Consider the following 12,447-nt stretch of genomic DNA (forward strand, 5'->3'; position numbering starts at 1 on the left):
AAGGTCCCCGGGGTCTCGTGCGATCCGGTTCATCCGGGTCGCACAAACGGCCGCCTCCCCGGAGGAGGCGGCCGTCTGGGCACCGAGTCGAGCGGGTCCTAGACCAGTCCTGGAGCGGGTCCTAAACGCGGTCCAGGAAGACGGTGTGCCAGGGGTATGTCCCCACCACGGCGCCCTCGGCCGTGACGGCCTCCAGCGTGTAGAAGTACGTGTTCCCCTTCGTCGCCGTGGCGTCCTCCCACGTCCGGGCGTCCGCCGGGAGCAGTCCGCCGTGCTGGGGCTCGTACGCCTTGGTCGCCGGGTTCCACCGGCTCACGCGGTAGCCGGTGACCGTGGCGCAGCGGGCGGTGTCGGTGCACTGCCAGTCGACGGACGGACGAGTGGCCGTCCGGTTGTGGCCCAGACTGCCGAGGCTCCAGTCCCGGGTGACGGGCACGGACGGGCTGACGTCGAGCTCGGTGGCCTCGATCACGGTGACCTTCGGATCGCTCGGGTGCAGCGTGTTGCCCCAGTGGTCCTTGGCCATCATCGCGTATACGTGCGTCTCGCCGTCCGGCAGGTTGCCGCAGAGGATCGCGAGCGGGTTGCTCGTGCCCTCCCAGCAGGTATCGGGGCCGAGCCACTTGACCGTGCCGTCGTCCTGCCGGACGCCCTTCCACACCACGTACTCGTCGATGTCGTCCTCGGGCGAGGCGGCCCAGCTCACCAGCATGCCGTCGTTGCGCGGGGTGACCTTCACGCCGGTGACCGGGCCGGGCGCCACGGTGTCGCCGGTGCGGACGACGAGCGGGGCGGAGTACGCCGACTCGTTGCCGTCCGGGTCCACCGCCGTGACGGCGTACGTCACGTACGTGTTCACGGGCATGTCCAGGTCGACGCACGCGCCCCCGTTGCTCGCCTCGTTGCTCCCCTCTTCGGCGCAGGTCACCTCGGTGCGGGCGGCCGGGTCGAAGGTCTTGCCGGGCGAGCGGTACACGCGGTAGTGCCCGCCGTTGTCGAAGTCCTCGAACCAGCGGCCGCCGGGCGCCGTCCAGTACACCGCGGTGTAGCCGGGACGGGCGACGGAGTTCAGGCCGGTCGGGGACCCCGGCGGCGTACGGTCGACGCCGTCGCCGGCGACTGCGGCATACGCCCCCGTGTTGCCGAGCGCGTCGACGCCACGGATGCGGTAGTACTGGTTCGCGTTCACGGGGGCGCCGGTCTGGTACGACGTCTTGGTCGTCGTGCCCAGCAGCTCGAACGGACCGGTGGCCGCGGAGGCCGCGTACACCTCGTACTTCGCGGCGTCACCGACGGCCTGCCAATTCAGGGTGGCCCACCAGGCGTCGCTGACGACCGTGAGGCTGGTGGGGGCGGCCGGGCCGGTGCGGTCGACGGTGGTGGCGATCACGTCGGGGCTGCCGGTGGACTCGCGGCCGGCCTTGTCGACGGCGCGGACCTCGTAGAGGAAGGTCTGGCCGGTGGCGGGCGGCGCGTCGACGAACGACGGGGATGTGAGCAGGGAGCTGCCGCTGACCTTGGCCCAGCTGGTGGCGCTCAGCCGGCGGTACACGCGGTACCCGGCGAGGTCCACCTCCTTGTTGGCTGCCCAGCGCAGGGTGGTCTTGGCGGTGGCCTTGTCGTACGCGGCGGTGAGGCCGGTCGGGGCGAGCGGCTTGACGGTGTCGACGGTCGCCTCGGTGCGCGGGGTGTACGTGAAGGCGGCGTTGGCGACGCCGGTCCATGCGACGTAGTCCACGCGGATCGTGTGCTTGCCGGCCGACAGGGTCAGGTCGACGGTCTTGCGGGTGGTGGTGGAGACGTTCTTCCACAGGTCGATCTTCCGCTCGCCGTCGATGTAGACGCGCATGCCGTCCTGGGTGGCGGCGGAGAGCCGGAAGGGGCCGCCGGAGCCGAAGTCCCGGGTGAGGGACCAGCGCACGGAGAAGTTGTCGTTGGGCAGTGTGACGCCGGCCGGGTCGCCGGACCCGTAGTTCTCGGCGATGGCCGAGTCGCAGGCGGTCAGCTTGGGCGTGCCGCTGAAGGTGGCGTTGCCGAAGTACTGCGCCGTCCAGACGGGGGAGGCGCAGGCGGCGGAGGCCGGGGTGGCGGTGAGCAGACCGCCGGCCGTGACGAGAGCGGCCGTCAGGGCCGGCGCTCCCACGCGGGTACGAGTCATCACAGAGAGTGGGGCCCTTTCCGGACCGACATGGAACACATAGGAGGTAGTGATGCCTGTGTGACCCGTGAGGCGGGGGAAGGGTTGCCCCCGCCGCCTCATTTTTTTGCACGGACGTTCGTCAGCTGTACCGGCGCGGCGTCCAGGTGATCGTGCGGCCCTCACTCCGCTCGACCGGCCCGCGTCTGCGAGGAGCCGATCAGGTGGCGAACACCAACGACGGGTCGCCTCCGCACGGGCGCGCGGCCGGGTCGGCGGGCGCCGGCCCAAGCTCACGGAGGACCTGGCCGCTCGCCCAGCAGCTCTACGATGTGCGGGAGAAGACGGACCAGCAGTTCGCCGACTTGTTCGGCCTGCCACGGTCGACGGTGTACAGACACCTCGACAAGACCAAGACCGTGCCTCGCCAACCAGAGAAGACCACGGCCACGAAGCCCTTACCGCTACTTTGCGCCTGGGGTCAGAGATAGGAGTCCGGGGCCGTCTACCGCAGCAACGGCTGCCCGGCGAAGGACGAGAGCGGGCGCTGGTACTACCTGTGGCGCGATCCCCGGCAGCGCGTCGGCGCTCCGCTCAGTCCTGGGGTCCTGTGCTGCACTGACGGGGCCGGTCCGGGTCAACAGCCGGACGACGGTGCGGTCACGCCCACTCCATACCTAGCTTCCGTAGTGCGTCCAGTTGTTCCTGGGTGAGTTTGTCGCGTCTGGTTTTTGTGTTGCTGTACCAGATGCCGAGGTTGGTCTCGGTTCCGTCGGGCAGGATCTCCACCGCTTTCCGCGGTACGGGCCGGTCCGTGCCTTCCCGTTCGATCCATTGTGTGAGGGCCGCGAGTCCGCGTTGGAATGCTTGCTGTGCCTTGTTCGGGCCCTTCGCGCGTGGCTGCCGGGGCGGGCGACGGAGGCTCAGCGGGTTGCACGCCCAGCTTCGACAGCCGCTCCTGCTGCTCAGGGAGGAGCTGGCCCAGGTGACCGGGTTCTTCTGCCGCTGAAGCCACCGCCCGAGGTCATCGCCCTCGAAGACCACTCCGGGTTCGATGGCCGGCAGGACGCCGTCGGCGTCGACCAGGTCCGCGAGGATGCGGTAGTGGCGCTGCCAGTTGAGTGGCCACGGGCAGTTCCAGTCCGGGTCGATCTCCGACAGCTGCGCCGCGCGTACGGCGGCCCGCTCCGGGCCCTTGCCCTTGCCGCCCTTGCGGCGCAGGTTGGCCATGTGTTGTCCGATGGGCACCATCGCCTCGCCCTCGCCCCATACCGTGTCCTGCCGGGGTGCGAGGTGTCCGGTGGCTCGCCGGTAGGACCGGAGCATGGCGAGCTTGTTCTCCCAGGCTTCTTCGCCTGGCTCCCAGACCATGCCGGCCTCGGGCGCGTCGAGCAGGGTCTTGCGCCGTTTCTCCAGCTCTCCGGCCCGCAGGGCTTTGCGCTGCTGGTGAATCCATCGGCCAAGCGGGAAGTCCTTCGTGACGCCGACTTCGACCTCGACGTCGTAGGGCACGGCGTAAAGGCCGGTGATCCCGTTCTCCGCCCTCCACCGCAGCAGGTCCTGGTAACCCTCCAGCCGCACCAGGGACTCCGGCCGGTAGACCCGGGTGCGCAGGAGCCGCGGATCGCACGAGGTACATACCCCACCCAGTACGGGATCTTCGTGCGATTCGTGCATAACCCCCTGAACAGGAACTACCTATTCCAAATCTGGACATAAAGAAACCCCGGTGGGGGTGCGGTCCGTCCGTCCACGGACCGCACCCCCACCGGGGCGAATGAGGGCTTCCGGCGTGCCGGTTACGCCAGGTCGGCCACCGCGGGCACCACCACGCCGTACAGGTCGGTGATGGTGGCCAGCGCGCCCTGGTGCATCTGCTCGGCGGACACCTTGCCGGTGGTGGTGGTCACGCCCCGGGTGGCGGAAGCGTTCGCGACCACGGTCGGCTGGTAGCCCTGGAGGAACGCCTCCGCCGTGGTGAACTGCACGCACATGTTGGTCATGAACCCGGCGATCACCACGTTCTTGTTCCCGGCCTTCTCCAGCTCCTCGGCCAGGCCGGTGTCGAGAAACGCGTTCGGCGCCTTCGTCTTAGTGATCACCGGCTCGCCCTCGGCCGGCGCGACCTTGTCGTGAATCTTCCCGATCTCGGCCTTCGTGTCGTACGGGCTGCCCTCACCGGCGTCGTTCTGGATGTGGATCACCGGGGCACCGGCCTTGCGGGCGGCGGCCAGCAGCTTCGCGCCTTCGTTCAGCGCGGGCTCCCAGCCATCCAGCTCCATCACGCCGCGGGTGTAGGTGTTCTGGTAGTCCACCATCACGACGGTCGAGTCCTTCAGCGACGGGGCGGAGTCGTTCAGCTTGTTCAGCTGGCGCAGCGTCGTACGTTCCACGGCGGTGTTCTCCTTCTTCGCGGGTGCGGTCTGCCCGGTGGTCGGCTTGGCGTCGGCCGCGTCGGTCCCGGACGAGCAGGCGGACAGCAGCACCACACCGGACAGGGCGACTGCTGCGGCGGTGGCGCGGAGTATTGGGGCACGCATCGGATGGTCTGCTTCCCTCGGGTACAGGTGGGCGGGCACACCGAACCTTCCGGAACACCCGACGTTATCGACGCTAACATGATACGTAAGCAGCTATCCAGGGAAGTGGGAGAATCGTTAACACACCCGAGGCGGAAGGCGTAAGCGCGACTACCATCGAGAGCATGCCCACCGCACGAGAGCGCATCCTCGACGCCGCCACCACCCTCCTCGCCGACAAAGACGCGCTCGCCATCTCCACTCGCGACATCTGCGCCGAAGCCCAGGTCGGTATGCCGGAGATCTACCGGCAGTTCGGCGACAAGCAGGGACTGCTCACCGCCGTAGCCGACCTCGGCTTCCAGAAGTTCCTGGCCAGCAAACGCGCCAACCCCACGACCGACGATCCGGTGGCCGACCTGAAAACCGCCTGGGACAGCCACACCACCTTCGCCCTGGCCAACCCTCACCTCTACCGGCTGATGTTCACGCCGGCCGGGAGCAGCAAGCCGCAGGGCATCAGCGAGGCCCGTGAACTGCTGCACGCGGCGCTGGGGCGCTGCCTGAACGCGGGGCGACTCCGCCTGCCGATCGAGACCGCAGGGCACGCCATCCTGTCCGCCAACGTCGGCGTCTGCCTCATGGCTCTGTCCTTCCCCGACCCCTACGCCGACCCATCCGTATCGGCCACCCTGCGCGACACCGTCATCGGCAAAGCCACCGGCGAGGAAGAAGACCCCCGCCTGGGCACAGCAACCCTTCTCGCCCAGCAGCTTCTTGGCACGCTCACCGGGCAGGGCGAGTAGCGGGCGGACCACCCCGGAACACCGCGAACCGGCCCGTGGCAGACGATCACCTGCTAACGATCACGTTCGAGAGCTCATTGAAGCGTCGTGGTAGCCGGTGCCGTACGAGGGCGGTATCTCCCGCACGTAGCACGGTAGGAGAGGCCAGTGCAGCAGTTCCGACTACCGGACGGCGATGCCCTTGAAGCCGGAGCCGAGTCCCCGCCGCTTGCCGCGTGAGGCGGCGCCAGGCCGGGCGGTGAGGGACGCGACCACCGCCTGGGCCGCCTGGGGGGTGAGGCAGGCGCTCACCTGCCCGGACGTCAGAACCCGTGCGTACGCGCCGGTGCAGTGGGTCCGGAGGGCGTCGGCGAGCGCGGCGGCCGCAGTCTCCGCCGGCCCAGCCCCCCAGCCGTCATGGTCCCCCTGCTGCACCTGCCGGGGGAGGGCGTCGTCTCGGCTGAGGAGCACAGCGAGGGCCTGCGCCTCGGGAGCGTCCAGCGGCACCGTGACCAGCACGGCCCCGAGCTGGTGAACGTGATTGCGGACCAAGCCATGAGCGGTGAGCGCCTGGCGCAGCGCCGCTCTTCTCCCGGCCGCAGCTGTGCCACCGACGGACTCGCTCGTCCCGGCTCCGGCCTGTTCGGCGCGCTCGACGATGGCGGCCGCCGCGACCGGCACGACGGAGAGGATCTCCGCGCACTCCGGATCGAGCTGGGCCAGGGCGCCGGCCAGGACCTCTAGGGCGGCGGCCACGTCCTCCACCGCGCCCGCGCCCGCGCTCCACCGCGACGGATCGGCGGCGTCGGCCAGCGTGCACGCCGCGACGACGGCCTCCTCCGCCAGCGCCTCCACCCTGCCCGGCCCGGTAGTCAGCTTCATGTCCCGCCATACGGGCCCGGACACCTGGCTCGCCGGGATCCCGACGCACCGGGCCGATGCCCGAGGTCGCCCAGCGCTCCTCCAGCGCGGTCATGACGGCCCGGACGGTGTCCTCGTCCCCGCCGGTGTGTCCAGCACAACCAGGCCGGGCTCCGCGATGTGCTGCTCGTCGATCGGCTTCATGACCCCTGCGACAACAGGAGGGAGGGGAGCGGTTCGCCGACGGTGGCGGCGCCACCCGTCCGGGGGAGCAGACCGCGGTTCTCGCTGTGACTGGTCGAGATAATTGACTCCACCGACTTGCGCCCGCCGTCCAGCAGCAGGCCCCGCAGATAGACCTCGCCCCACCGGCGTTGATCCGCCCGCGCGAACGGCTCGAACATCTCCGCCGCGAAGTCCTCCAGATCACACCGGACCGCAGCCAACTCCCCACCAGCACACCCGGTCAACGACACGACCGCTCAAGAAGGCACGCCACCACGGACGGCACATGACCAAGCACTACTAGCGACGCGACGAACGCACGAAGGCGTCAACGAAGTTCGTTGCACAACCGCTCCCGCGCTTCCCGTGAGGACACACGGTGGGCGGGTTGATTCGGGCGGTCGGCTCCGTCGGCAGATGTGACCACCCGCCGATGGGCACCGGTCGCGAGAGGTCTCGCCGCTACCTCGGCATCAGGGCTGTATCGGTGACGTGGACTGCCATGCGGGGCGGAGGAGCGCTGCCGCTTGCTCGCGTGCGTCGGCCAGCCAGGTGGCGCGTTCTTCGGGGAGCGAGCCGGTGACGGTGCGGAAGACGACCCTGCGTACGTCGGAGACTCCCACGTACGGCAGCACGCATGCCGCCCAGACACTCTGCAGTGGATCACCGAATTCGCTCTCCTCCCGGTCGGCGGGAGTATCGGAGGTGTTCAGCACGAGGGCTCGGCCGGCCTTCAGCAACCCGGCGGGTTCGCCCTCCGCCGTCTCCAGCTTGTACGCGACCCCCGGCGCCAGGACCCGCTGCACCCAACCCGTGAGGACAGCGGGCGGCATACCCCACCAGTTCGGGTGCACGAACACCATGGCGTCCAAAGTGGACAGCTCTTCCCGGTGCAGCGTCAGCTGCGCGTCGTGGGAGTGCCCTGCCGATTCGACCGTCCCCGTCTCGTCGGCGGAGAGCAGGGCCGGGAACCCTTCCGCGTAGAGGTCGTGCGTCACCACCTCGGCTCCTCCCTCACGCAGCTCTTCAACCACGGCGTCGAACACGGCGTGGTTGAAGCTCCCCGGACGCGGGTGAGCAAGATAAACCGCTACGCGCATGGTTCCCCCAGTCGACACAGACGACGTCGGCGCCCCGTCGGATGGGAGCCAGACACTAGAGCGCCACAAGGCGCCTACTCACCATTATCCGTATCCCCTTTGCCGACGAGGCCGGTGCGGAGACCACCTCGAACTGCCGACCAAGATCGGCAAGTGTAAGGGCCCAACCTCAGGTACCGCTCGGCTGGATCATTCTCCGGCCCGCGGTGCTTCCGCCGTCCACGGTGACCGACGCACCCGTCATATAGGGGAAGTCGTCGGACGCGAGCCCGAGCACTGCGCGCGCGATCTCCTCAGCCTCGGCCATCCGCTCGAGCCCATCGACGTTGAGCGGCCCCCATGCCTGTTTGTACTTGGTCCATTCCGCATCCGGGATTCCCGGCGGGCGGACGAAGGGGGTGTCGGTGGTGCCGGGCAGCAGGGCGTTGATCCTGATTCCCTTGGGTCCGTACGCGAGCGCTGCGGATTTCACCATGCCCTGCACCGCCCGCTTGCTCGCGGTGTAGGCGGCGCCGTTCGGCCGCGCCTGTTCGGCTGCTGACGACGAGGTGCAGATGATGACGCCGCGCTGCGCCCTGAGCATGTGCGGGATCTCGTACTTGATCGCGAGGAACACGCCTCGGGCGTTGGTGGCCTGGACGTCGTCCCACTCCTCGACGCTCATCTCATGGGGTAGTTTGCCGCTGCCGATGCCGGCGTTGTTGAAGGCCACGTCGATGCCGCCGTAACGGCTCGCGACCCGGTCCACGAAGCTCTGTACCTGGGCGGCTATCCGGACGTCGGCCTGGATGTACGTGGCTTCGCCGCCCGCGTCCCGTATCTCGCGTTCCACCTGGCGCCCCAAGTCGGCTCGCCTGCCGCAGAAGCCGACATGGGCACCCTCCCCGGCGAACGCCTTCGCCGCCGCCCTGCCGATACCCGATGTGGCACCCGTGATGAGGACCGACTTTCCCTGGAAGCGGCCGGCCTTGGTGCGGGACCTGGACTGGGCGCCGACGGCATGGGCGGTGGTGCCGGAGGCCGCGCTCGCCAGGGCCAGGGCGGCAGCACCACCGAGGAGGGGCCGCCGCCCCATGCCCGCAGGACCCGCACTCTCGTTGGTACTTGTGTCAGTGTTCGCATTCGCATCCATGACGACCACACTGGCAGCCCGCTCCGGGCACACGACTCCGTCCTCGGGCCGGACATCGCGGCCGGCAGGAGGAGTCGCCCTCCTCCCATGGAAGGACCCCAGGCGCACAGGCGCCCGTCTATCGTGGGCCGCGTGAACCGATCTTGGATCGAGCTTGCGTTCGACAGGAGATTCGCCGTCATACGGGTCTTTGCGCTCGCCGGCATCCTGATCGGCGACTTCCTGCTGCTGCAGCGGCCGTCCGGAGCACAGGACTGGGGCTTTGCCGCAGCCGGACTCGTGGTGTGCCTGGCCGCAGGTAAGTGGGCGTTCGGCGCGCTCCTGGCGCAGTCGCTCCTGCTCGTCGCCGCACACGCGCTGGGCGTGAGCACCGTTTCTTCGTTGAAGGTGCTGGCCGCCGTGACTCTCTTCGAGCTGGCGGTTCGGCAGTCCGGGCGCCGCCTGGCCGCCGGGGCGGCGGTACTGGCGCTTGCCGTCGCCTTCAACCGTCTTGAGGATCTGCCCGGCGAGCTTCTTCCGGTGCTCTACAAGATGGGCATCGTCGCAGGCTTGCCACTGCTCCTGGGCGCGTACGTGCGCGTGACCCGCGACGCCGCGGTTCACGCCCGTCAGCGGACAGAGCAGCAGGAACTTCGTGCCGAACAGAAGCTGCTGGCCGCCCGGGCAGCGGAGCGCACCACCATCGCACGCGAGTTGCACGACCTCGTGGCCCACCACGTCTCCTCCATGGTGCTGCGCGTTGGTGTCGCCCGGCATGTCACCAGCACCACCGATCCTCGGATCACCGACGTCCTCGACGACCTGCACTCCAGCGCCGGCGCGGCACTGACTGATCTGCGGCACCTGGTGGCTGTACTGCGTGCCCCGGACCGTACCGGTCCCGACACCGGTTCCCTGGTCTCGTCCGGGGCCCTGCCGGCGGCATTGGAGTCGGTGGCGGAACACAGCCGCCAGACCGGCCTGGCCGTAACCGCTTCCGTGGATCCCCGTCTCGTACGACTCGACGCGGTACGTGCGCTCGCGGTCCTCCGCCTGGCCCAGGAGGGCTTGGCCAACGCGGCCAAGCACGCTGGGCCCGGCGCACACGCCGAGCTGACCGTGCGGGTTACCGATGACGCCATACACGTGACGATCCACGACGACGGAGCCGGAAGAACCCGGCCGCCAGCCCCGGGCCCACCCGGACACGGCTTGATCGGCATGCGCGAACGCGTGGACCTGCTCGGCGGCCGACTGGATGCGGGTCCCGCAGCTCGAGGCTGGCGACTTACTGCCGAACTGCCCGCCCCCGCACCCGACATGGAGCCCAGCTGTGATCCGCATCCTCGTCGTCGACGACCAGCAGCTCGTCCGCATGGGGCTGCGCATGCTCTTCGAGCAGGCACAGGACATCGAGATCCAGGGCGAGGCGGACAACGGAGCGGAGGCAGTACGACTGGCTGAACGTCTCACTCCCGACGTCATCCTCATGGACCTGAGAATGCCCGGCGTGGACGGCATCACGGCCACCCGCCGCATCCTGGCGGCGCGCCCTGCCATCCGTATCGTCGCCCTCACCACGTTCGACGACGACGACCACTTGTATCCGGTGCTCGCGGCCGGAGCCTGCGGTTTCCTCGTCAAGGACACCCCACCGGCCGAACTCCTGGACGCCGTACGCCGGACCGCCAACGGAGAGGCCCCCTTCAGCAGGGACATCCTTAACCGCCTCGTCGCCCAGGCCCTCCATGCCCGTTCCACCTCTTCCGACACCCCTAGGGACCTCCCGATACCGGGCATCACCCCGCGCGAGCGGGAGGTACTCGGCCTGCTCGGCGGGGGCCTGTCCAACAAGGAGATCGCCGACCGGCTGCATCTTGGGGTCACCACGGTGAAGACGCACGTGGCGAACCTGATGGCGAAGACGGGCCGAGACAACCGCATCCGTCTCGCCGTTCTCGCTGTCCTCACCGGCATCACTCCGGACTGACCCGCCCCTGCTCCGAGAGAGCCGCCACGCTGAGACGGCGCAGCGCTGCTCGGCCACATCACGCACCTGTCTGCGCCATCGAGGGCCAGAGCTGCGCGGGCGGTGCGCGGACTGCACAGGCACACTCCGCCAGCGGCTGGTCACGAGGGGGTTGGGCAGCGTTGATGTCGGTGGTGGCCAGTACGCTCCGGGAATGCGAGTTTCAGGAACGTTCAAGGTCGTCGACTTCACGCCCGCCTCGGTGCCGAGCCCGGCGATTGAGACCGCGGTGCCTGTCGGGGTCGCCACGATGGACAAGCGGTTCGAGGGCGAGGTTGTCGGGCGCGCGACCACGTTGTTCACCTCCGCGTTCGACCAGCCCACCAATACGGGCACCTATGTCGCCATGGAGTCGTTTGAGGGGGTGCTCCATGGGCGGGCGGGGGCCTTCAACTTCGCGCACTCCGCCACGATGTCGGGTGGAGAACGGCAAGGCGGCTTCTTCGTCATCATCGTTCCGGGCAGCGGAACGGGTGAGCTGGCCGGGATTACAGGGACCGGGGGCATCGCGATCGACTCTGACGGCACGCATCGGATCTGGTTCGATTACGACCTCGGCCAGTAGCTCAGCAGGTCACAGGCGGAGCCACAGCCGGATCGCCGCGACCGTGACGGTGCGGATCCGGTGGCCGCCGCCGTCGGGGATGTTGCCCAGCTTCCGCCGCTCCGGCCAGCTCTCCGACGGCCATGCCTGCCTGGTGTCGGCGTACACGTGAACGTGCACAGCCGAGTACGGATGGACGTGCCCAGCCTCGGGCATGGCCGGGCGTCTTCTTGACCTGAAGCAGGATTGAGGTTCTAGCGTGTCGCCCACTCGATCATCTAGCGACGGGAGACACGCTCGTGATCCTCGTGACCGGAGCCACTGGAAACATAGGCAGTGCCCTGCTGAAGGAGCTGCACGCACGCGGTGTCGGGCCGCTGAGAGGGCTCACCCGTGACGCCGCACGAGCCGTCTTCCCCCAAGGGGTCGAGGTCGTGGAGGGCGACTTCGCAGATCCGGCGTCGTTGAAGCCCGCGCTGAAGGGGGTGCGCTCGCTGTTTCTTGTGTCGCGTCTGGGCTCGGACGCCGACATCCTCGAAGCCGCCCGGCAGGCGGGAGTGGAACACGTCGTGCTGGTGTCGTCCATAACCGTCCAGACCCACCCGCACCTCGGCCCCGCCGACGAGAACCTGGCGGTGGAGCAACTGCTCAAGGAAACCGGCATGGCCTGGACGATCCTGCGGCCGACGCAGTTCGCGTCGAACGCCCTGATGTGGGCTGCGTCCATCCGCGGCCGCGAGACCGTCCGCGCGCCGTACGCCGAGACCGCGCTACCGACCATCCACCCCGCGGACATCGCATCGGTGGCACGGGTGGCACTGACCGAGCCCGGCCACCACAAACGCACGTATGTCTTGACCGGGCCAGAGCCGATAACCGCCCGACAGCAGGTCGAGGCCATCGCGGCAGTACTGGGTCGGGAGGTGCCCTTCGCCGAGATCAGCCGTCGGCAGGCCCACGCGCAGATGGTCGCGGTCTTCGGGGCCGAGGCCGCGGACGCGGTGCTCGACGTCACTGGTGGAGACGTGAACCCCGAGCTGCTGATGGTGCGCGACACGGTTTCTCAGGTCACCGGAACGCCGGCTCGCCCGTTCCGGCAGTGGGCTTCGGAGAACGCCGGCGCCTTCCGTTGACGA

11 protein-coding genes and 2 pseudogenes are annotated in these 12,447 nt (G+C 69.1%); 5 read left to right on the top strand and 8 right to left on the bottom strand.

Going from position 1 to position 12,447, the window contains the following annotated elements; translation table 11 throughout:
• Nucleotides 1-121: 121 nt before the first annotated feature.
• The 3 genes and pseudogenes from IE136_RS32620 to IE136_RS32630 all read right to left on the bottom strand — a co-directional run bounded on the left by IE136_RS32620 (nt 122) and on the right by IE136_RS32630 (nt 4,530).
• Complete coding sequence (locus tag IE136_RS32620; protein ID WP_189602213.1) at nt 122-2,158, bottom strand: fibronectin type III domain-containing protein; 2,037 nt, start codon at nt 2,156-2,158, stop codon at nt 122-124.
• 639 nt (nt 2,159-2,797) lie between these two features.
• Nucleotides 2,798-3,751, bottom strand: a pseudogene (locus tag IE136_RS32625) (helicase associated domain-containing protein); the annotation flags it as partial.
• Nucleotides 3,752-3,936: 185 nt separating this feature from the next.
• The gene (locus IE136_RS32630; RefSeq protein ID WP_189602275.1) at nt 3,937-4,530 is read right to left on the bottom strand and encodes an isochorismatase family protein; all 594 of its coding nucleotides are present in this window, start codon (nt 4,528-4,530) and stop codon (nt 3,937-3,939) included.
• Between the two features lie 311 nt (nt 4,531-4,841).
• Between IE136_RS32630 and IE136_RS32635 the strand changes: the two genes are divergently transcribed.
• A complete protein-coding gene (locus IE136_RS32635; protein ID WP_189602215.1) occupies nt 4,842-5,462 on the top strand; it encodes a TetR/AcrR family transcriptional regulator in 621 nt (206 codons plus the stop codon).
• A 162-nt stretch (nt 5,463-5,624) separates the two neighbouring features.
• On the opposite strand, the gene IE136_RS32640 is transcribed toward IE136_RS32635, so the two are convergent.
• The 4 genes from IE136_RS32640 to IE136_RS36635 all read right to left on the bottom strand — a co-directional run bounded on the left by IE136_RS32640 (nt 5,625) and on the right by IE136_RS36635 (nt 9,515).
• On the bottom strand, nt 5,625-6,323 hold the full coding sequence (locus IE136_RS32640; RefSeq protein WP_189602217.1) for a hypothetical protein: 699 nt from the start codon (nt 6,321-6,323) through the stop codon (nt 5,625-5,627).
• Between the two features lie 179 nt (nt 6,324-6,502).
• A complete protein-coding gene (locus IE136_RS36905; RefSeq protein ID WP_444545726.1) occupies nt 6,503-6,706 on the bottom strand; it encodes a transposase in 204 nt (67 codons plus the stop codon).
• A gap of 294 nt (nt 6,707-7,000) precedes the next feature.
• Nucleotides 7,001-7,627, bottom strand: coding sequence for an NAD(P)H-dependent oxidoreductase (locus IE136_RS32650; RefSeq protein WP_189602219.1), 627 nt, complete (start codon nt 7,625-7,627; stop codon nt 7,001-7,003).
• A 169-nt stretch (nt 7,628-7,796) separates the two neighbouring features.
• On the bottom strand, nt 7,797-9,515 hold the full coding sequence (locus tag IE136_RS36635) for an SDR family NAD(P)-dependent oxidoreductase (protein WP_308432508.1): 1,719 nt from the start codon (nt 9,513-9,515) through the stop codon (nt 7,797-7,799).
• Between IE136_RS36635 and IE136_RS36910 the strand changes: the two are divergent.
• The 3 genes and pseudogenes from IE136_RS36910 to IE136_RS32670 all read left to right on the top strand — a co-directional run.
• Nucleotides 9,486-9,986 (top strand): annotated as a pseudogene (locus IE136_RS36910) (sensor histidine kinase); the annotation flags it as partial. The gene IE136_RS36635 and the pseudogene IE136_RS36910 overlap by 30 nt on opposite strands.
• An 85-nt stretch (nt 9,987-10,071) precedes the next feature.
• Nucleotides 10,072-10,728, top strand: a complete 657-nt coding sequence (locus IE136_RS32665; RefSeq protein ID WP_189602223.1) for a response regulator transcription factor — start codon at nt 10,072-10,074, stop codon at nt 10,726-10,728.
• A 193-nt stretch (nt 10,729-10,921) separates the two neighbouring features.
• On the top strand, nt 10,922-11,332 hold the full coding sequence (locus tag IE136_RS32670) for a DUF3224 domain-containing protein (RefSeq protein ID WP_189602225.1): 411 nt from the start codon (nt 10,922-10,924) through the stop codon (nt 11,330-11,332).
• 9 nt (nt 11,333-11,341) lie between these two features.
• On the opposite strand, the gene IE136_RS32675 is transcribed toward IE136_RS32670, so the two are convergent.
• Complete coding sequence (locus tag IE136_RS32675) at nt 11,342-11,527, bottom strand: hypothetical protein (RefSeq protein WP_189602227.1); 186 nt, start codon at nt 11,525-11,527, stop codon at nt 11,342-11,344.
• 83 nt (nt 11,528-11,610) lie between these two features.
• On the opposite strand from IE136_RS32675, the gene IE136_RS32680 reads away from it, so the two are divergent.
• Nucleotides 11,611-12,444 carry an NAD(P)H-binding protein gene (locus tag IE136_RS32680; RefSeq protein ID WP_189602229.1) on the top strand — a complete coding sequence of 278 codons (834 nt, stop codon included), beginning with the start codon at nt 11,611-11,613 and terminating at the stop codon, nt 12,442-12,444.
• The last annotated feature ends 3 nt before the right edge of the window (nt 12,445-12,447 follow it).

The organism is Streptomyces lateritius, from assembly GCF_014649715.1.
Taxonomy (GTDB): Bacteria; Actinomycetota; Actinomycetes; order Streptomycetales; family Streptomycetaceae; genus Streptomyces; species Streptomyces lateritius.